16 protein-coding genes and 7 pseudogenes are annotated in these 19,086 nt (G+C 66.8%); 9 read left to right on the forward strand and 14 right to left on the reverse strand.

The window, feature by feature from the left end:
• Positions 1–86 (forward strand): annotated as a pseudogene (locus tag BMW99_RS43030) (phosphotransferase); the annotation flags it as partial.
• A 62-nt stretch (positions 87–148) separates the two neighbouring features.
• Here BMW99_RS43030 and BMW99_RS37165 read toward each other — a convergent pair.
• The 3 genes and pseudogenes from BMW99_RS37165 to BMW99_RS37175 all read right to left on the reverse strand — a co-directional run.
• Positions 149–504: pseudogene (locus tag BMW99_RS37165) on the reverse strand (transposase); the annotation flags it as partial.
• A gap of 101 nt (positions 505–605) precedes the next feature.
• Positions 606–1,097, reverse strand: coding sequence for a hypothetical protein (locus BMW99_RS37170; RefSeq protein ID WP_069462335.1), 492 nt, complete (start codon positions 1,095–1,097; stop codon positions 606–608).
• A gap of 419 nt (positions 1,098–1,516) precedes the next feature.
• The gene (locus tag BMW99_RS37175) at positions 1,517–2,086 is read right to left on the reverse strand and encodes a YrhB domain-containing protein (RefSeq protein ID WP_079138224.1); all 570 of its coding nucleotides are present in this window, start codon (positions 2,084–2,086) and stop codon (positions 1,517–1,519) included.
• A 293-nt stretch (positions 2,087–2,379) separates the two neighbouring features.
• Between BMW99_RS37175 and BMW99_RS37180 the strand changes: the two genes are divergently transcribed.
• Positions 2,380–2,793 (forward strand): hypothetical protein, encoded by a 414-nt coding sequence (locus BMW99_RS37180; protein WP_069462319.1) that lies wholly within the window; start codon positions 2,380–2,382, stop codon positions 2,791–2,793.
• A gap of 34 nt (positions 2,794–2,827) precedes the next feature.
• On the opposite strand, the pseudogene BMW99_RS37185 reads toward BMW99_RS37180, so the two are convergent.
• Positions 2,828–3,088: pseudogene (locus tag BMW99_RS37185) on the reverse strand (ATP-binding protein); the annotation flags it as partial.
• Positions 3,089–3,120: 32 nt separating this feature from the next.
• Here BMW99_RS37185 and BMW99_RS37190 point away from each other — a divergent pair.
• Both BMW99_RS37190 and BMW99_RS41035 read left to right on the forward strand, forming a co-directional pair.
• Positions 3,121–3,390 (forward strand): annotated as a pseudogene (locus BMW99_RS37190) (ATP-binding protein); the annotation flags it as partial.
• Positions 3,380–4,018, forward strand: a complete 639-nt coding sequence (locus BMW99_RS41035; protein ID WP_141726019.1) for a hypothetical protein — start codon at positions 3,380–3,382, stop codon at positions 4,016–4,018. The pseudogene BMW99_RS37190 and the gene BMW99_RS41035, both read left to right, overlap by 11 nt.
• Positions 4,019–4,186: 168 nt before the next feature.
• On the opposite strand, the gene BMW99_RS37195 is transcribed toward BMW99_RS41035, so the two are convergent.
• The 7 genes and pseudogenes from BMW99_RS37195 to BMW99_RS37235 form a co-directional block, all read right to left on the reverse strand.
• Positions 4,187–4,684 carry a hypothetical protein gene (locus BMW99_RS37195; RefSeq protein ID WP_069462321.1) on the reverse strand — a complete coding sequence of 166 codons (498 nt, stop codon included), beginning with the start codon at positions 4,682–4,684 and terminating at the stop codon, positions 4,187–4,189.
• An 82-nt stretch (positions 4,685–4,766) separates the two neighbouring features.
• Positions 4,767–5,852, reverse strand: a complete 1,086-nt coding sequence (locus BMW99_RS37200; RefSeq protein WP_069462322.1) for an AlbA family DNA-binding domain-containing protein — start codon at positions 5,850–5,852, stop codon at positions 4,767–4,769.
• A gap of 256 nt (positions 5,853–6,108) precedes the next feature.
• Positions 6,109–6,747 (reverse strand): Cap15 family cyclic dinucleotide receptor domain-containing protein, encoded by a 639-nt coding sequence (locus BMW99_RS37205; RefSeq protein ID WP_069462323.1) that lies wholly within the window; start codon positions 6,745–6,747, stop codon positions 6,109–6,111.
• Positions 6,744–7,667, reverse strand: a complete 924-nt coding sequence (locus BMW99_RS37210) for a nucleotidyltransferase family protein (RefSeq protein ID WP_069462324.1) — start codon at positions 7,665–7,667, stop codon at positions 6,744–6,746. Before BMW99_RS37210 ends, BMW99_RS37205 begins: the two co-directional genes overlap by 4 nt.
• Before the next feature lie 176 nt (positions 7,668–7,843).
• A complete protein-coding gene (gene tpg / locus BMW99_RS37215) occupies positions 7,844–8,347 on the reverse strand; it encodes a telomere-protecting terminal protein Tpg (RefSeq protein WP_407640354.1) in 504 nt (167 codons plus the stop codon).
• Positions 8,248–9,245 (reverse strand): annotated as a pseudogene (locus tag BMW99_RS43345) (IS630 family transposase); the annotation flags it as partial. The gene tpg and the pseudogene BMW99_RS43345, both read right to left, overlap by 100 nt.
• Positions 9,246–9,499: 254 nt before the next feature.
• Complete coding sequence (locus tag BMW99_RS37235) at positions 9,500–10,267, reverse strand: IS5 family transposase (protein ID WP_069462326.1); 768 nt, start codon at positions 10,265–10,267, stop codon at positions 9,500–9,502.
• A gap of 122 nt (positions 10,268–10,389) precedes the next feature.
• Between BMW99_RS37235 and BMW99_RS39665 the strand changes: the two are divergent.
• Positions 10,390–10,809 (forward strand): annotated as a pseudogene (locus BMW99_RS39665) (transposase); the annotation flags it as partial.
• A gap of 91 nt (positions 10,810–10,900) precedes the next feature.
• On the forward strand, positions 10,901–11,332 hold the full coding sequence (locus BMW99_RS37245; RefSeq protein WP_069462337.1) for a DUF5959 family protein: 432 nt from the start codon (positions 10,901–10,903) through the stop codon (positions 11,330–11,332).
• A gap of 82 nt (positions 11,333–11,414) precedes the next feature.
• Here BMW99_RS37245 and BMW99_RS37250 read toward each other — a convergent pair whose 3' ends face one another.
• Complete coding sequence (locus BMW99_RS37250; RefSeq protein ID WP_069462327.1) at positions 11,415–12,182, reverse strand: IS5/IS1182 family transposase; 768 nt, start codon at positions 12,180–12,182, stop codon at positions 11,415–11,417.
• A gap of 166 nt (positions 12,183–12,348) precedes the next feature.
• Here BMW99_RS37250 and BMW99_RS37255 point away from each other — a divergent pair, with 166 nt between their 5' ends.
• Positions 12,349–13,089: a hypothetical protein gene (locus BMW99_RS37255; RefSeq protein WP_069462328.1), complete on the forward strand. Its 741-nt coding sequence runs from the start codon at positions 12,349–12,351 to the stop codon at positions 13,087–13,089.
• A gap of 150 nt (positions 13,090–13,239) precedes the next feature.
• Positions 13,240–13,956, forward strand: a complete 717-nt coding sequence (locus tag BMW99_RS42510; RefSeq protein ID WP_245791783.1) for a hypothetical protein — start codon at positions 13,240–13,242, stop codon at positions 13,954–13,956.
• Positions 13,957–13,984: 28 nt separating this feature from the next.
• Here the strand turns inward: BMW99_RS42510 and BMW99_RS42515 are convergent.
• A pseudogene (locus BMW99_RS42515) lies at positions 13,985–16,062 on the reverse strand (hypothetical protein); the annotation flags it as partial.
• A 1,359-nt stretch (positions 16,063–17,421) separates the two neighbouring features.
• Positions 17,422–18,432, reverse strand: a complete 1,011-nt coding sequence (locus BMW99_RS37275; RefSeq protein ID WP_218108386.1) for a site-specific integrase — start codon at positions 18,430–18,432, stop codon at positions 17,422–17,424.
• A gap of 454 nt (positions 18,433–18,886) precedes the next feature.
• Here BMW99_RS37275 and BMW99_RS37280 point away from each other — a divergent pair.
• Positions 18,887–19,086: transposase (locus tag BMW99_RS37280; RefSeq protein WP_075018345.1), on the forward strand; the 200-nt coding region annotated here is incomplete at its 3' end.

Consider the following 19,086-nt stretch of genomic DNA (forward strand, 5'->3'; position numbering starts at 1 on the left):
TCCACGGCCGCCCCGGCGGCAAGCTCACCTGGGGCCCACCCGCCCAAGCCTCACTGCGACGCCTCATCGCGGCGGACCGCCCCTGAACGTCGGCCGGACGCTCAGGAGACAGGCCATCACGATCCTTCAGTGACACCTCACAACTGGGGAGCGAACAGCACCCCTGGTCGTTTCCACCGTCCTCATCAGCATCGACGAGTCGGTCGATCACCGGGTAGAGCCTTTTGGGGCCGGCTTGTCCTCGCCAAGGAACTTCGCCGTCTGCCGGACGATCGCCAGCTCGGTTTCCAGCTCATGGATCCGTCGGCGAGCGGCCCGCAACTCAGCAGATTCGCTCGACGGCGTTCCCGGTCGCCGCCCGTGGTCGATGTCGTCTTGCCGCAACCACTTTGACAACGTGACGGGATGGGTGCCGAGCTCCACCGCCGTCTGTTTGGCTTGCTTGCCGGCGCGGACCAGCGCGACGGCAAGCGCTCGGAACTCCGGAGGATAGGGACGAGGCATGACTGCCAGCCTTCCGTGAAGGGCTGTCAGTTAGCCATCGGAACTGGAACCTGAGAGGTGGGGCAGGTCAAGACATCACCCGAACCTGCACCAGACCCATGTCAAGCGGTGTGCTTGTGCATCACGTCGAGGTAGTGCCGATCGCGGTGCGGCACGTGGTTGTCCCGCCCAGGCAGGCTGAAGACCGCGCAGACGTCAGCGGGCTGGGTGAGGATGCTCGACTGCTCGCCGAAGGTGAGAGTGCTGTTGACCGCATGTCGGCAGTCAGCTCCGTCGAGGGCGGCGATCAGATCCTCGCGGAGCACGGTGGCCTCGAACGACTCGGAATCAGGCAGGACGAGCGGCGGAAGTTTGGCGGTCGAACCGGGCCAGAGCCTGATCCAGATTCCACTGACGGCCCGCTGAGTGACCACCAGCTGCAGCCCGTCCCAGGAGTAGGGGTAGCCGTCGATATCGGGCCCCTTCATGCGGTGGGCGGGGTGCGGGCGCCCCGGGCCGAGAAGGTCTTCAGCCTCAGCCAGGGACATTCCGCAGTTCAGGGGCCCGATCCGGCCGGTTCGGGCGAAGTCGACGAGCACGTTCAGCAAGGTCACGGCAGTGACTGTGACACTCTCCCGGGCCTGTGCGCACTCCGAAATCAGCGCGATGGGCAACCCGTCTCGCCCTGACGCACGTCGACGACTGGCAGAAGACGGGCCGTCGACGGCACGTCCAGTTCGCGTGGTGTCGGGCCGGCCGGGGTGGGTGTGTCGGCGAGGCGGTCGAGTAGCCGGTCCAGGGCTGCCTGGCCGTCCTCGACGGCTGCCTGCTCGTGTCGGCCGAGAACTGGCTACTTCTTCATCAGTAGCATCGTGTCGCTCAACACATCTCCGTGGTCGCACCGGAGAGACATGATCACCCCGGTAGATTCCACGTAACTTTTAAAATGCTCAAGCGCCAGATGTACGGCCGCGCTGGCTTCTCGCTGCTGCGCAAGCGAGTTCTCCTCGCTTCGTGAGGACGGCTGCTGCTGTCAGCTCCTCAACGGTTCGCGGCTCTGCGAATGGTGACCACGGACAAGAACGGGTCGGTAGGCGGGCACCAGCTCCCTGGAGGAGACCTTTACAAGGTGCGCCGGAGCATCGCCATGCTGCAAGGCGGTCACGTACTCGATGATCTGAGCGTGGGAGAGCGCGGGCACTCTTTGGCGCAGGATGTGCATGGCATGAACCCTCCCACGAGCGCCTGCCACCGCCCGGACCTCATCGTGCAGATCGTCCACTGCGGTCCGCGTGACCTGCTTTCGAATGCGGACGCGGTAGTCCGCCTCCCACGCGTCCGTTACTGCGGAGACGACACCGATCTGATGCAGGCTTCCGTCGACGCGGTCAACGAGGTATGGCCCATTCCCGGCCAGCGCGAAGTCTGGGGTTCGGGTGCGCAGGTACGCCTCTGATGTCCAGGAAATGATCCATACCAGCTCATGCTGCTCTACATGCGACACAGCCATGCGCATTGGAACGAGCCCAAGCGACAGCTCTCGCTGGTAGTCGCGTTCCAGCTCTTCCTCAACGATCTGAACCGCGGCATCTCGTTCAATCATTTTGGCAGCATCTCGTACGGCCCGGATGGCTACCACCAAGTTTCCTGCTCGATTCACGCCTTGGCAGACCGCAGTGGACGCACGCGCATGGCGCCGACGTTGCTGCTCCCCCGAGCTATGGGGCAACGAGACGATCACTCACGGTGACATCGTCACGGAATTTGAGCCAGAGCCCGAGAAGTGACGGCACTGCTGTGTGGTCGGGGCAGACGGGTCGATCGATGTCTGCGTGAGGTTCCCCCGCTGTCCGAGTCCAGTGGCTGCGACCTGGATGGGGGTGCGATGATGCGTTCGTGGTGACAGTTGCCGAGTGGGCTCGGATTCGCAGGGGGCTGCGCTTCGGGCAGGTCTTCGAGGGAACCGTCGTGAACGTTCCTCGGCCCGGTGCGATCGGGATCTTCGTGGACATTGGCCTGAGTGTCGGAGGCTTCGTCGACGTCTTGTTGCTGCCAGAACAGAGTGAGGACTGGCCGGCGGAAGGCACCGTTGGCGAGTTCGAGATCTGGTGGGCCGACAGCCGCCAGCAGATCCGCCTGAAGCCGTCCGATTCCCGGTATCTGCGCGGCGACTTCGCTGACTTCGTTGAGCGCTTCCGTCCCGGTTGGTCGTCCGACGTTGGCCGTCCCGTTCGTGACCCGGGGCCGCCGTCCCTTGAGGAGTTGCAGGCAGTGTTTCGCTCTGACGGGCCTCCGACCAGCTCCCCATGAGGTCCGGTGAGGTGGCCGGCTGCCTTGGTGAGAGTTAGCTGGCCTCGGCTTCCGCTCGTGCTCGCGTGGTGGCGAGGCGGTAGGAGTCGGTGCCGGTCTCGATGATCGTGCCGTTGAAGGTGAGGCGGTCGACGACGGCCGCGCAGAGGCGGGGATCGGTGAAGGTCTTGGTCCAGCCGCCGAAGGACTCGTTGGAGGCGATGGCGACGCTGTTCTTCTCCTCCCGCTCGGTCAGGACCTGGAAGAGGAGTTCGGCGCCGTGGCGGTCGAGTTCCATGTAGCCGAGTTCGTCCAGCTATGCAGATATCGGCATAGGTTGACGAGCTCGGCTACCTCCCGCTGCCCGAGGATGGCGCCTCGGCGCTGTTCCAGGTGATCAACCAGAGGTATCTGAAGTCGTCCACGATCTTGAGCACCAACGTCGGCATTGCTGATTGGGCCTCGGCGTTCGGGGACGCGACGGTCGCCGCGGCGATGCTTGACCGCCTCCTGCACCGGGCCACCGTCGTCGGCATCGACGGCCCGTCCTACCGGCCCCGCCATCACCAAAGCCGCGCCGAGACGCTTCGCCCGGGAGTGAACGCCCGTGTCTCTTGAACCCACCATCCCCGCAACCGAGTTGAACCGCTCCTGCCCCGAGTGCGGCTCCGGGTTCACGGTCGAATCGGTGGCCAGCCGCCGCAAGTACTGCTCGCCGGCCTGCCGTGAGAAGGGATGCGCGCACCTGCCCAAGCAGCGGGTCTGCCCGCAGTGTGACAAGGAGTTCACCACCGACCTGAGCCGGAAGAGGAAGTTCTGCTCGGCCGAGTGCCTGGTCGCCTTCCGTCGCAGCGAGGAACAGGAGGCCCGTCTCTGCCCGGTCTGCGACAACCCCTTCCAGGCACCGAAAACCGTCCGTACCGTCTACTGCTCGATGGTCTGCCGCCAAGAGGCTGAACGCCTGCGTGACCAGGCCCTCAAAGAGGAACGGGACCGCCGCCTCGCCCAGATGGCGCCACCCACGCTGTCGGCCCGGATCGAGTTGCCTCCACCACCGCCACCCGCCCGCGCGAACAACCGTCAGCCGACACCGGTCCGCGACCCGCTGGAGCCGACCGCAACCCGGAACTGCCCGCACTGCCAGCAGCCGATCACGATCGTCGCGCTGCTGGCCACATCGGAAGCCGCTCGGCCGACCATGCCCCATCACCGAACCGACGTCGTCCCACTGCGACGGACCCCATGACCGCCACCTGGAACCTGCGCCAAGCCGATGAGCTGATCACCCGCAGCCGTGCAGACGGGATCACCTACCGCACGAGTTCAGCTGACGGTCACTGACCACAGGGCCCGGCGACCTTCGGTCGCCGGGCCCTCAACATCACGCCAAGACCGGCGAAGAGCCGGTCCCTGCTTACTGCGAGAGCCCGAGTCCCGGGCAGAGTCCCATGATGAAGTCGTCGAATCCAGGGAACTCCTGAGCAGCGGCTTCGATCACGGAAACGGCGGACCGGCGCTGACCTGGTGCGAACTTTTCGGCGATCGCTGCCAACGCCTGGTTGGGGCGCGGGGCACGGTCACACCCGCGCGGATCAGCGGCCTCACGCGGGCCCAGTCCGTCCGCCATCAGCCACAAGAAGTCACCCAGGTCCCGGGCGACTACGCCCGTCTCTCCCTCGGATCCGAGAAAGACCACCGGCTGTTCGACGAGCGCTTGGTCCTGACGGACCAGCCACAAGGCGGCGTATCCGCCAGTGCCGTCTTGACCGAAGATACGGAAGTCATCGCCGCTGAGCGTCCCGTTCCGGGTCCAGCCCCGAAACCAGATGGTCGTCTCCTCAGCGGACAGGAATCCGTCGAAGGGTTCGAACTCAACACCCTTGCCGTCGTCGTAGTCGAACGGGACCGCCATCGCAGCAGCGAGTGCCTCGACGCAGCCCTCTGCTGCTACAAACGCCTCGTCCGCCTCACCACATAGGACACGGTCTTAGCTGCTATCCGAGACCCCTCAGTACGAGGTTGATGCTCTTGAGCACGCCGCGTTCAGCAGCATCGATGACCGGCCGGACCGGGCGGTGCGTGCCGTCGCCGGTGGGCTGACCTGTCCAGTAGCCGTTGAGTTCGTCCTGCGGGATGAGTGCCAGCGCCAGATGCTGCAGCTGCAGGTCGGGTGAACCGTTCTGCAGTTCGGTCCAGGGGAGGAAGACTCCAGCGTCGCGCTGCCATATCGCCTTCATATGCAGCCTTCCGACGAAGGCGGCGCAGGCCCTGTACTGCTGATACAGCTCTTCCGGGATATGCGGCCTGACCAGGCTCACGCGAAGCTGGAGGCGGTCGACGTCATCAGCGTGCCGTACCTCCGTCAGGTGCCCGAGCGCCTCACGAAGACCGGGCCGGGTGATGGCTTCGGGGTACTCGTTGTCGACCAGGATGTCGAAGAGGTACTCGACGCCCCCCATGAGGCGTCGTTGCTCCACAAGGCAGCTCCACAGTTCGTTGACTGCCCTGACGCGTTCCTCGTGGACGATGCTGTTGGCGAACAGTCGCCTGACATCGCCGGAGTTCGCCCTGATGCTGGCCGCGCCTCGTCGAATGAGGATGTCGCCCGAGCGGAAGACGACCGGTTTGTCGTTCGCGATCTGGCCGTCCAGCGCTGCTAGAACGGGCTGGGCGAAGCGGCGCCGAAAGTGGATCACCCCGTACCGTTTTTCCTCGCCCGTGGCGGGATCGGCCAGCTTGTGCTCGGCCGCCGCCACGATGAAGTCGCCGTCGATGAACTTCTCGATCGCCCTGCGGATGGCCGTGGTGTCGATCCGCTCGGCGTCGGTGAGGCCGATGTGATCGAAGTCGTCCGTCACGCCGACGATGATCGTCCCGCCACCGGGTAGGTTGCAGAAGGCAAGAGCGTCCTTCGCAAGGTTGACTCGGGCGTGATTCTTCGTGATATAACCCAGCGTGGCCTTGAAGTCCCACTCATCGCCCTCCCCCCGCACGGACACGAGTTGCTCGAATGCCTGGCGCGAGGTGCGGTCCTGGTAGTCGGTGGCGGGCTGGTACGGCTGGCTGGGCGTGCTCGTCACGGAAGAGCCCTCTCAGGGAGTGTGCGACTGGTCAGCCCTCGGCAGCAGCGGCGATGGTGCGAATGGACTCCGCGCGCCGGTGGCGGTCGAGGATCGTGGTGCGTTTGTCGTCGACGACGGGTCGGCGGCCGCCGACCTTGCCTTTTCCCGGTAACTCGAATGCCGGGAAAGGGGCGTTGTCGTACGGCTGTGGCCGGCCGTTCGCGCGACGTCAGCGTGGAACGCAGTGTCGACATCGACGGCAACCATGTGCCGGTCAGACGTTGACGGTGTCGGAAGCTGCGGCCTCGCCGAAGGTGCTGTGCTCGGTGCTGCGGCTGATCAGGCTAAGTTCCATGTCGCCGGCGGTGAAACGGTCGGTGTAGTAGCGGCCGGTGATAGATCGGGGTGTCATGCCGGCCAGACTGATCCGGCAGGCGCCGGTGTGCACTGGGCTGCGGTGCAGGTGGGCCACTTGGGGGACGTTCTGGTAGAGGAACCGCAACTCGGTGATCCCTGAGCCGTCACGCTTCTCGATGGTCGCGTTAGTGGACCGCGAGGTGCTCTCCGCGGTCCGAAGTGTGGCGTGGAGAGTCCAGTAGGACTGCTCGATGGTCAGGTAGGCGAGGATCGGGCCGCGTTTGCCCCCGGCTGGGATGTGGCTCTCCGGGCTCGGGCGTAGCGTCGCCCGCCAGGTACCGTTCAGGCGCGGATGCCCCGTGAGTCGGTGCACGCCGCGCCATCGCCATGCCCACTTGTCGAAGACCAGGACCGCGTAGCCGAGCAGGGTGGGGACGTACGCGAAGGCGTATTTGAGCTCCTGCTCGGGGTGCACTCCCAGGATGTACAGGAGCCCTCCGTACAGGGTGGAGGCGGTGGCGGCGCCCCACCGGATGGACTGGGCAGGCGAGCTCATCGGGGCACTCCGTAGCCCAGGTAATCCCAGGCAGCAGTAACCAGGTGACGGGCATCGTCCTTGGTCCACTTCTGGCCTGAGCCGAAGAGCTTCTTGATGCCGTTCGGCTCGACCATCGCGTCCGGGGTGGCGGTCAGCGACCAGAAGGTGAACTGCCCCTTGAGGTGCATGAGAGCTGCCTGGAAGGCGAGGTCCAAGGAGAGGGCGTTCTTCAAGACCGGGTCAGGGACGTTGTAGATCAGGCACTCCATGAAGTACGACGGGAGATCCTTGATCACCCCCAGCGCCGCCAGGTCGTTCTCGACCGCCTTCAGAGCGCGGACCGCGAGCTTGTAGCGGCGGCCGGTCCGTGTGTTCTTCGCCCGCCCGTTGTCCAGCTGCTGCTGGGACCAGTTGACGATGTGCTTCCCGTCCTTGGTGAACACGACCGTGCCTCGGTTGGGGGCGCCGAACACGGGGCTGTACATGTATGTAAAGCACGGCACCACATCGGTGTCCGGGCGGCTTCCCGGCACGCTCGGAACGTAAAAGGCCACGTTGTGGCCAGCATCGACGGCATTCGACGTGCGCCTGAGTGCGACCTGTAGCTCGCTGCGAAACTTCTCCGGCGTCCAGAGCCCCGTGTAGCCGCTGTTCTGCAGGGACAGATCCCAGAATGACATCCCTGCTGCGGAACCCCGGAATATGCGCTGGGTGAACTCGACCTTGATGTCCATGTCACTGTCGCTGCTGACGTTGGTGTTGTTCGCCCATGAGCCCTTGGCCTCGACGACCAGCCCTAGCCCCGCGAAGGGCGGGTGCCTCTTGACGGCGTCGGTGACCATACGCCGGGCGCGGTCCAACCGCGCCTCCTCCGCCGCGCTCGGGGGGCTTGTCCAGCGAGCCAGCTTGTTAACCCGCTGCTGTGGCGTCAGTCGCATGCTCTACTCCTCCGACCGAAGGGGGACCGCACCGCGCGGTGTGCCTCCGTGTCCGAGCGCAGGCTACGCGGCCCCACCGACAATCGTCGCCGCCTTTCGTGCGCCAGCCCGAGTCCGAACCTTCGGCCTCCCCTCGGCACTTCGTTCCTGGGGACGGCCTCTGCGGGCTGAGCAGGTCAGAAGTCCAGCTCGATGTAGTCGATGTTGGTGAACTCCACCTCGAGGCCTTGGGCACGGCGGCCGCGGTCCTTGAAGTAGATCTCCTGGAGGCCTTCGGCGGCGATGGCCTGGAGTTGCTGTTCGCTGGCGCCGGCGGCCTGCGCGTCGAACAGCCGGCTGGCGTAGACGGCCGGCAGGTGCTGGGTGACCCGGCAGACCCGCCCGTCGTCCGTCGACCCCGGCGCGGCGATGAACCCGAAGCGGGCCCGGGTCTCGATGACGATGCCGCCGCGGGAGGCGGCGTGCTTCTTCGCCCGCTGCTGCACCCGGGGCTGCCAGTCCTTGCGGACCTCGCGCTCCAGCCGGGCCGCCAGCTCCGCGCGCGGTGCCGGCGAGACATCAGTCGATGAGGTCGGACCGGGTACTGGACCTGGCGCAGGCCGCGCCGCAAGGCGCGCATCAGGTGGGTTGGATCGGTGAAGGCGACGTTGGCCTGGCAGCGGCGCCGGAGCAGGGACCAGACCCCTTCGACTGGATTGAGCTGCGGCGCGTAGGGCGGGAGGTGGTGGGCGGTGATCCAGTCCTGAGCCTCGATGAACTCGTGCAGGCGGCGGTCGCGGTGGACGTTGAGGTTGTCCCACACCAGGACGATCGGTTTGCCGAGTTGCTGGTGGGCGACGATGAGCAGGTCACGGTAGTCGGTTTAGGTGAAGTTGCGGCGCCCACAGGCCTTGTGGTCCGGGTGGACGATCGGCCGGTAGATCAGGCGGGAGCGCTCGCCAGCCCTGTAGCAGGTCAGGGCGCGATGGAAATGCGGCGCTGGGAGCGTCATCATCGGGGTCTGGCCGCGGCTCGACCAAGTGCGGGCGGTAGGCGGCATCATCGAGAAGCCGGCCTCGTCTTCGAAGACGAGGTAGCGTCGAGCGCCGCCGTGGTGCTTCCACGGACGGGCCAAGTGTCCTTCACCCGTCCGGCGACGGCGGCGTCGTCCGGCTCGACCGCGCGTCGGGCCGGAACCTGGTAGCTCCAGCCATGGCGGCGCAGCATCTGAGGGACGCCCGACAACGTGAACGACTTGTGGAAGCGCCGCCCGATCACTGTCTTGATTCGGGCCAGAGCCCAGGTCTGGTCCGGCCAGCCGTGCGCGACGGCGCCCTTGACCAGCTCGACCTCAAGCACAGCGAAGAGCGCGTCGCTCAGCTTCGGCGTGGAGACCGGACCCGCCGAGCGCAGCCCCTCGGGTCCGATGTCCTGCCAGGCCCGGCGCCACCGCTGCACCGAGCGCACGCTCACCCGTAAGTCCTTGGCAACGTCCCCGTTGGAAGCCCCAGCGGCGAAGCCCTCGGCGGCCTCCATCCGGATCCGCTCGCGAAACACCTGACGTTCAGGCGTCAGCCCACCACCGTGCGGATACCTCATACAACCGGCATACCGCGACGATCACGTTCCGTCACACCCCCCGACGACATCACGCTTCGAAGGTCAGTAGCTGTTCTGGGCTGCGAACAAGGGTGGCTGTCGAGAACCCTGAGCGCGTGCCATCGAAGTTGGGCGGCATGCGGGTCAGTGCCCCGCATCAGGAGGTGGAGCAGTGTCACCACGGCGACACCGACGACGAGGGCAGTGCCGAACGACGGGTGCTCGAAGGCGACATACACAGTGAGCCTTTTCCATCATCGGTTTGAGCTGGCCAGATGCAGGGTGAGGATCGCTTGGACGAGGACAGTGATCCGGGTGGTCGAGCACCGGAGTTTGCGCAGGAGTCGCCAGTTTTTGAGGGTGGCGATGGCTTGCTCGACGAGTGCGCGGATCTTCGCGTGGGAGCGGTTCACGGTCTTCTGGCCTGGGGAGAGTGTCGCCCAGCGTCCCCAGTAGGGGATGCGGACTGTGCCGCCTGCGCCTCGGTAGCCCTTGTCGGCCCAGCATGGGACGTCGGCCCGGTCGAGGGCGTCGATGATGCCGTGCTCGCGGGCAGCACGCACGTCGTGGACGGCTCCTGGTAGTGCGGGTGAGGCCCACAGCAGTCGGCCGAAGGGATCAGCGAGGATCTGCACGTTCATGCCGTGCTTCTTGTGTTTCCCGGAGTAGAAGGGCTGGTCCGCGGCGATGCAGTCGATCGGCAGCAGCGTGCCGTCCAGGAGGACGAACGCCTTCGTCGAGGCGACGCGGACGGCATCGGCCAAGGTGGGTGCCAGGGCGGCCAGGAGTTCCACGGCTTCGGTGACGTAGCGGTATGCCGTCGTGGTCCCGACTTCGAACCCGGCCGCGAGCTGGGCATACGGATGGCCGTTGCGGAGATGGGCAAAAGTGAGCAGAGCCTGGCGGCCGGCACTCAGGCGCCGCCAGCGGGTACCGAGCTCCCGGCGGCGCTGACGGAGCTTGGCGGACAGGAAGCGCAGGGCAGAACTGGACACGTCGACACCCGACGGGTAGACAAGCACACGAAGCCTCTGGTGGAGACGGATTTCTTGGTCGAAAACCCATCTACCAGGGGCTTCGCCACGTTGTCACCCCAACTGCGCACCGTCACGGGCAGGTTGGAAAAGGCTCAGTGTCATGAAACGCGCCACCGAATTCGCCTCAGCCCGGCGCGAAGAAGGCCCTGCAGGAGATCTACAACGCCGAGGACCGCGATCACGCCGAGAAGGCGATCAAGGACTTCGACCGCGCCTACGGAGCGAAGTGGCCGAAGGCGACCAAGAAGATCACCGACGAGGCCGACGAGCTCCTCGCGTTCTACGACTTCCCCGCAGAGCACTGGGTGCACCTGCGCACGACCAACCCCATCGAGAGCACTTTCAGCACCGTGAAGTTGAGGACCAAAGTCACCCGCGGCGCCGGCAGCTCGGCCGCGGCCCTGGTGATGGTGTTCAAGCTCGTCGAGTCCGCCCAGGCTCGCTGGCGCGCGATCACCGCACCCCACCTCGTCGCCCTCGTCCGCAACGGCGCCCGCTTCAAGAGCGGTCACCTCGTCGAACGCTAGGAAGCCCGCGCAGCCTGACACACCTCATCCGATCCTGTGTCCGTGTCGACGAATAGTGTTCGAGAACATGCGCGAGTCGGGAGGGGCAGTCATGGCTGAGGATCCGATCGACCTGATCCGCTTGGAGGGGGATGGCAATCGCGTCATTCTCCGGATTGCAGGGAAGGAGGAGCGGAAGCGTCGCACCGAGAACGATGCCCTGGTCGGAGAGTTCCTGGTCGACACGCCCTTCGTCCGTGGCACCCTCAAGACCTGGATCTTCCCCGAGGACCTGCGGCAATGGCAGCAGGCCCTGGACTCGCTCGACGCGGGACAGGACATCGCCTGGCGCGACGGGAAACGCGCTCCGTGGCTGTTCATCGAACTCGACGAGGACGATGACCGGTGCCAGGTCACGATCAAGGACCACTCAATGTCCCTAACGACGGTGACGATCACCGTCCCACTGGTCGATGCCTGGTTCGACAACGCTTACCGACGCCTTGACTTGGTCTGGGAGACCTGGCCCATGACCGAAGACTGAACCATGGCCAACTAACGCGATCGCTTGATTCACAGGTCTTGACTATTGCTCGAGTCAACTCGCTTCCACTGAGCCTTTTTCATCATCGGTCTGAGCTGGCCAGATGCCGGGTGAGGACGGCTCGGACGATGCTGGTGATCCGGGTGGTCGAGCACCGGAGCTTGCGAAGGAGGCGCCAGGACTTGAGGGTCGCCATGGCCTGCTCGACGAGGGCGCGGATCCTCGCGTGGGAACGGTTCGCCGCCTGCTGACCGGTGGACGGGGTGTCCCATCGCCCCCAGTACGGGATGCGGACGATGTCGCCGGCGCCGCGGTAGCCCTTGTCGGCCCAGCACGTGACGCCGGCGCGGGTGAGGGCGTCGATGACCTCGTGTTCGCGAGCCGCCCGTACGTCGTGGACGGCGCCGGGCAGGGCTGGTGAGACCCACAACAGCCGGCCGAAGGGATCGGTGAGGACCTGCACGTTCATCCCGTGCTTCTTGTGCTTCCCCGAGTAGAAGGGCCGGTCCGCGGCGATCCGGTCGATCGGCAGAAGGGTCCCGTCCAGCAGCACGAACGCCTTCGATGATGCTGTCCGCATCGCCTCTGCAAGGGTCGGTGCGAGGCCTGCCAGGACCTCGACGGCCTCGGTGATGTACCGGTACGCGGTCGTGGTCCCGATGCCGAACCCGGCCGCGAGCTGGGAATACGGGTGTCCGTTGCGGAGATGGGCAAGTGCGAGCAGCGCCTGGCGGCCGGCACTCAGGCGCCGCCAGCGGGTGCCGAGCTCCCGGCGACGCTGCCGCAGCTTGGCAGACAGGAACCGCAAGGCAGAACTGGACACGTCGGTACCCGACGGGTAGACAAGCACACGAAGCCTCTGGTGGAGACGGATTTCTTGGTCGAAAACCCATCTACCAGGGGCTTCACCTGTCTGTCAGCCCAACTGACACCTCGCCAAGCAGGTTGGAAAAGGCTCACTGCCTCGTTCTTGCCGATTCACGCCGGATGTCGGTGCCTGCTCCTAGTCTTCCGCCATGACATCAGCGAGGCCCAAGCGACCGGTCAGCGACCTCCCGGGCGATCCCGCCCGTCTTCACCTTCACTACGGGCATGGACATCCCGCAACCCCGTATGACTACCAGGACACTCTGGAACCCTGGCATGTCGCGGTCACCTTCGGGACAGGAGACGAGGAGTGGGAAGAGGAAGAGGAGGACAGCGACAGCCCCGCTCCGGCGGCGGCGGGCACAAGGATCGGGCACCTCGTCTTGTGGAGGCTGCGTGATTACACCGGCGACAACCGGTGGGAGGTCGCCGACGCCGAATCCGGCGACCTTGAGGTCATCGCCGCGGCTGTCCTCGGCCGATCCGGACGCACCGAATACAACGCCTGGTTCGAAAAGGCCATCACACAGCCTGTTGGCGACCTGCTCATCCTCGACCGTGTCACCCTCGACAAGGCATGGAGAGGCTTCGGGCTGGGCCCGTTCCTGGCCGGCGAGGCGATCCGCCGCCTTTCCGGAGGCTGTTGCGCGGTAGCGGCATACCCCGCCATGGGCGAATACCCCGAAGACCGCGAGCAGGTCACCGAGGCCTATCGCCGCCAGGCGAAGAAGAAGATCGCGGCACTGTGGGAGAGCATCGGCTTTCAGCCGTTCCGACGTGGTGTTTGGCTTTTGGACACCGCCCTACAGGCTCCGGAGGAACTCATGTTTGCCCGCCGCGATGACCTGCACGCGCTGAGCGCGGCCTTCCAACAGTCCCGGTCGCTGTGACAACGCCACGGCGAACTCGGCCCGCCCATGCGCCGACACCAAGCACCGGCCCGGTAGCGCACGTCTGATTGTTCCGCGGACACTGCCTCACAGACGGACCCGACACACCGAAGAACACTGCGAGAGGCAACCATGGGGGAGAGGCAACCGGTGGACGAGGACCTCCAAGAGGCGCTGAACTGGGCACGCCAGCGCCTCGGCGAGATGCGCGTCTTCGAAGCGACCGACGGACTGCGATGGGCGGCGGCCCACGGGCTTGTCCTGTCCGTGTGGCGCAACGGTCCAATCGAGGACGCGCACGCTTCCCGGCCGACCAGTCGGCGCAAAGCACTGCACGACGGGGCGATGTTCGCCCGCAACACCTGGCTCACCCGTCAGGCGTTCGACGCCCTGGGCTCCGACAACCAGTTCCGCCTCTATGCGCTGGAGGACCTCCTTTTGGACCGTGACACGGTCTGGCCGGGATGCGAGGGGACCCTGACCGACTACGGCTGGGGCTTCCTGGGAGAGATCAAGAAGCACGTGAAACAGCGCATCGACATGTTCATGCACTACGAGAAGACACTGCCGCCCGACGACTTCCTCGTCTTCGCCGGCGCTCCACGGATCGGGACCCACGACGACCACTACGGGATGCCGAAATGGCCTGCCTGCGTGGAAGCGGCGATACGCCGACTGCGTGGCGACGACGAAGAGTTCCAAAAGGAATGGGGCGACTTGATGCAGCGTGTCGGTCCCGCCCCGGCCACCGTCACGGCGGATCTTGAGCGAACTCGCGAACTGTTGCTTGACTCACCGTGGGACTTGGGCGCAGGGAACCTCGGCTGGTTCGCCTGGAATCCGATCCTGCAACCATCAAGGCGATGAACCTTGATCATGACCCACGCAGGTGGATCGTGACGGGTCCGTCCGGGAGGCTCGTGCCGTCCCACATCGTGGTCACCGTGCCCTGCCCGGGCCATACGCTCGGTGAGCCAGCGCACCGTCAGGTATTCGCGTTCGACGACGCTGCGCAGCAGCCCCGCCACCGTCACCTTGTGTGCCTCGACCCGGTTGCCGCCCGGCATGCCCCGCAGGTAGAGGTGCAGCCACTTCGCGTGCCAGCCGCCGTCCCGCCCGCGCACGAAAGCCAGTGGCAGCGCCGCCCGCCCGGGCCCGCGTAGTTCCGACTTCATCCGCACCGTCCGTGCCTCGAAGGGCTGCCCCTGCTGTTCGCGCTCCCGCAGCAGGAAGCCGAAGAAGGGCTCTTCCACGTCCTCGAAGCCCTCGCCCGCGTAGATGTGGACCTGGGGGACGATGAAGGTGCTGCGCACCGCTCCGAGCCGCAGGTTGATGAACTCCGAGGCGCCGTCGGGCGCTTCGGTGATGTCCCCGGAGTGCTCGCCCTCGACCTGCGTGAGTCGGGTGTACGACAGCCACGACACCGTCCGGTAGCCGGAGTCGAGCAGCTGCGCGGACAGATCGAAGTCCGTGCGCTCCCGGGTCTGCTTCCAGTAGACGAAGAACCGCAGCAGGTCCCCGTCGACCGGCGAGATCGATCCGCGCGGCAGCACGCCGAAGCCGCCCGTGGTCGCCCGGCCGCTCAGCGGCAGCGCCACGTCCAGCACGTGCGGGTCGATCAGCAGCCGCTCCGGTCGCGGCAGCCGCCGGGCGATCTCGGCATCCAGCGCGCCGACCACCTGTTCGCGCGCCGAGACCGGCGCGCGTCGGAGGTGACCCAGGCGACTCCCCGCCGGTTGACGAAGACGCGCGTGGCGGACTCCGGCCGCCCGCGCCCGAGGAAGTGCTCGCGCACCGCCAGCAGCACCCGCCCGGACGCGCCCTGCGCGGCCTGCGAGGCCGCGGCCACCACCGCGTCCCGCTCGGCCTGCGAGGCTGCGCCGCGCAGGAGTCTGTCTAGCGCCCGCAGCAGCCGGCCCGGCGCCGCCCCCAGCATCCGCAGCGTGCCTGCCACATCGCCCTGCGCAAGCATGTGCTCCACGACGCTGTCGAAGGTGGCGGCTGCTACGTCGCCACGGGCGACGGCGAACACCGTCGCGGCGTGCGGCCACTGCGGGTATTCGTGCGGGTGCAGCCGCTCGCCGAGCCGCTTGAACTCCTCGCGGTGCCCGTTCACGTCGGCGAGCTTGGCAGGGTCCGCCGCCACGACCGCGTCCAGCCCCGCCAGCAGAGCCCGCCGCACCGGACGGCCCAGCGCGCGAAAGTGCGTCGGCTCCACCAGCCCCACGTCCCCGTCGCTCAAAGCCGCCGCGAGCCGCAGCACATCGGTCACTGTGTTGAGCAGCAGGTCCGCGTGGACGGCGATCCTGGCCCGGTTGACGACCGCCCGGTTCTCGCGCACGGGGATGTGGTCCGGCTGCGGCCCCGCTGCGCAGTGCCCGGCCAGCACCCCGAGATCACGCAGCCCTTCATCGCTCAGCGGCGTGCTGCTCCCGGCCAGTGCCAGGTATAGTGCCCGCACCTCCTGCTCCAGTGGGCCTCCCAGGTGCAACACCGTCACACGGTCGCCGACCGCAGCCACCAACTCGCCGTGCGCGGCGAGCATCTCCTCGTAGATGTGCTGGTACCGGCCGTAGGCCGGGAGCGTCAGCAGGTCGATGACCCTGGCGCTCATCTGCTCGTACGTGGCAACGCGCGTCGCCTCGTCGGCGAGCGCGCCGGCGACGCAGGACCACCAGAACTCCACGGTGTCCGGCACGTTCGCGGGGAAGTCGACGAAGTACGTGTTGTGCTGCACGTGCGCACCGACCATTTCGCTTACCGCGCCCAGCGTGCGGGTCCCGGCGTACGCGGCCAGCGGCTCGGGAAGGCCCGCCAGATACCGGCGCGCCTGGGCCGACAGCGTGAACCCGACAGCAGCGCAGCATCCAGCTGCCTGACAAGCGGCAATGCCTGCTCCGACGGCCCGGAGCCGTCGAATGCGGGGATGCGGAGGGTGTGCCGTACGACCAGGCGTTCGAGATCCTGGATCACGCGGTCATGCTTCCAGCAGTGTCACCACGGCGCACTCGGATTCTCCGGGCTATGGACGACGCTGGCCGGGCTGGAACGCCTGACGGCAGTGACGGATGCCGGAGGAGGCGTGGGCGCAGGTGCGGCGGGAGGAGCGGTCCAGTGCGCGAGCGGCGTCGTGCCGCGGGCTGCCGACGTGTGTGGGAGTGCGATGAGAGCATTCGCGGGAATGAGGGACCACGTTCCCTTGTCGTATTCCGCCGGCGGGGGCACCTTCGAAGAAGGCAGCTTGTGATGGTTCACGCGGGGACCACACCTCGTATCCTGCTATGAGCGATGGTCCGGTAACTGCTCGCAATGCGCGATGAGTTCGCCGACGCCCTGGGCCGCCAGACGCCGAGGTTATCGACCCCAACGCCAAGAAGACCACCACGACGTACAACCCGGCCGGCAGGGTCCTCACCACGGTCGACCCGCTCGGCGACACGACCAGCTACACCTACGACGATGCCGGCCGGCAGAAGACCGTGACCAGCCCACGCGGCAACGCCGCGGGCGCCGACCCGGCCGACTTCACCACCACGTACGGCTACGACGCCGACGGCCGCACCGCCACGGTGGTCGACCCGCGGGGCAACGCCGCGGGCGCCGACCCGCAAGAACCTCGGGGGGCTGCAGTACTTCGAGGAGACCGGCCATATGGTCGCGGCCGGGCGACCCGCGGCTCGCGGTGGCCGGGCCGGTCGCCGTCGCCACGTTCCGCGCGCTGGCCCGGCTTCCGACTGCCCGCTTTCGGCTCCCGGTGTTCGATTGTCAGAAGTCCGCAAGAGGTCCACACTGAAGGAGAGACGTCTTGAGGAGAAATACGACCAGGTGTCGGGGACCATTTGGGGACCACGCCTAATTCGCGTTGACGAGCGATAGCCGCATAACTGAACCAAGTGCGTGATGAGTTCGCCCCGATTGTCGGAGAAATGAGCTCTTCTGGGGTCAAGGGGTCGCAGGTTCAAATCCTGTCGTCCCGACCAGCGTTTTCGCAGGTCGGAGGCCGTTTCCGCAGAGATGCGGGGGCGGCCTTTTCGGATTCCCCGCCGGGTGTTGTCGCCTGTTGTCGCATCGGCCGTGACTTATCCCGCTGGGCCGTTCGGGCCTGACCTGCACGTTCGTGTTTCGCGTCGGAGATGGGATGCCGCGGGGCCGCTATATCTGACATGACCCGGGCGTTTTCATGGCGGAGTGGATCTCCCGGCCTCAGTGATTGATCCCGATTAGCGCCGATACGCTCGGGTTTGACGCCCTCGGGTGTTGTCGCGTCGTGGCGACAACACCCGGGCAGGTGGGGTGCTGACGTGCCGTTACCCCTTGAGGGCCGCGTTGGTGTCAGGCGGCGGGTCGCAGTGCGCGGGTCGGGTGCTTCGGGTTTTGGGTGCGTTCGTGGTCGGCTTGGTCGAGTGCGGCCGCGAGGGCGCTGGTGGCGTCGTGGGCGGCGTATCTCAGCAGGTGACCGTAGAGGTTGACGGTGGTGGCCAGGGTGGAGTGCCGCAGGGTCTTGGAGACGATGGCGACGGGTACGCCTGAGCTGATCATGATGGTGGCGGCGGTGTGGCGTAGGTCGTGCAGTCCGATGCGGGGGAGTGCCAGCTCCGTGCTGCGACGGCGGAGCTGGTCCAGCACCCATTGGGGTCGCAGGGGCGCTCCGTCGGAGCCGGCGAAGACCAGTCCGCCGAGCGGGGTGCTGGCGGGCTGGAGACGCCGGTGGATCGCGGCTTGCCGGCGGAAGGCGGCTGCCACGCGAGGTGAGAGTGCGATCCAGTTGCGGCTGGCACGGGTTTTGGGCGGGCCGAGGTGCAGCTCGTTGTTGTTGACGGCCGACAGCGACCAGCGGACGAACAGGGTGTGCTCGACCAGGTGGACGTCGCTCCAGTGCAGGCCGAGGATCTCGCCGCGGCGCATCCCCGTGCCGATCATGACCTCGAAAAGGTCGCTGAGCTGGTCGGCGTAGTACGTGGCGTTGTGGTGCAGGAAGGCGGCGGCCTGCTGCGGGTCCCAGCACACCCGCTCGGTGGCCCGCGGGCGGGTGGGGACGCAGTACTGGGCGGAATTGTAGGGCAGACGTCGCGCGCGGACCGCGGAGTTCAGGGCCCTCCGCAGGGTTGCGGCGGCGCGGTAGACGATGACGGTCCCGCGGCGGGCGTTCAGCTGCCCGGCGACCCAGGCTTCGACGTGCCGCGGCCGCAGATCCCCCAGGCGGAGGGCGCCGAAGGCGGGTATGAGATCGCGATGCACGTTGTCCCGGTAGCTGGCCATCGTGGTCGGCTGCAGCCGCCGCTCCCTGGCCGCAAGCCACTGCAACAGGTAGGCGCGCACGGTCAGGTCCGGCTCCCGATACACGCCCGTGCGCTCGCCCTCCAGAAATAGGCCGAGAGCCTCCTCGGCCTGTTGGCGAGTGTCGAAGCCAGTCCTGCGGCGAGTATGGCGCCGGCCATCAGCGGCGGGAAGATCGACCGCGAAAGCCCAACTCCCGTGTACCAGTGTTGCCGCCAGCTCCGGGCAGCGCGGCCCGCGCAGCCGCCTCAGCTCGTCTCTGCAGCCGCATGCCCGATAGATCCGGCCTCGCGAACTGGGTTGCTGCTCCAATGTCCACTCCTTCCTGCGTGGTCCTCCATCGACGATGTGTGCGGGACCGTGGACGGGAAAGGGCGTGGACAACGGCGCAAGAGGCGCCCCACCAGCGCTCGGAGACCTCCGACGACGCATGCTGTTCGGAACCGGAGCTGACCTGCCCCACCTCTCAGGTTCCAGTTCTGGTGGCTAACTGACAGCCCTTCACGGAAGGCTGGCAGTCATGCCTCGTCCCTATCCTCCGGAGTTCCGAGCGCGTACCGTCGCGCTGGTCCGCGCCGGCAAGCAAGCCAAACAGACGGCGGTGGAGCTCGGCATCCATCCCGTCACGTTGTCGAAGTGGTTGCGGCAGGACGACATCGACAACGGGCGGCGACCGGGAACGCCGTCGAGCGAGTCTGCTGCGTTGCGGGCCGCTCGCCG

The sequence above is a fragment of the Actinacidiphila rubida genome (assembly GCF_900110255.1).
In the GTDB taxonomy this organism is placed as follows: Bacteria; Actinomycetota; Actinomycetes; order Streptomycetales; family Streptomycetaceae; genus Actinacidiphila; species Actinacidiphila rubida.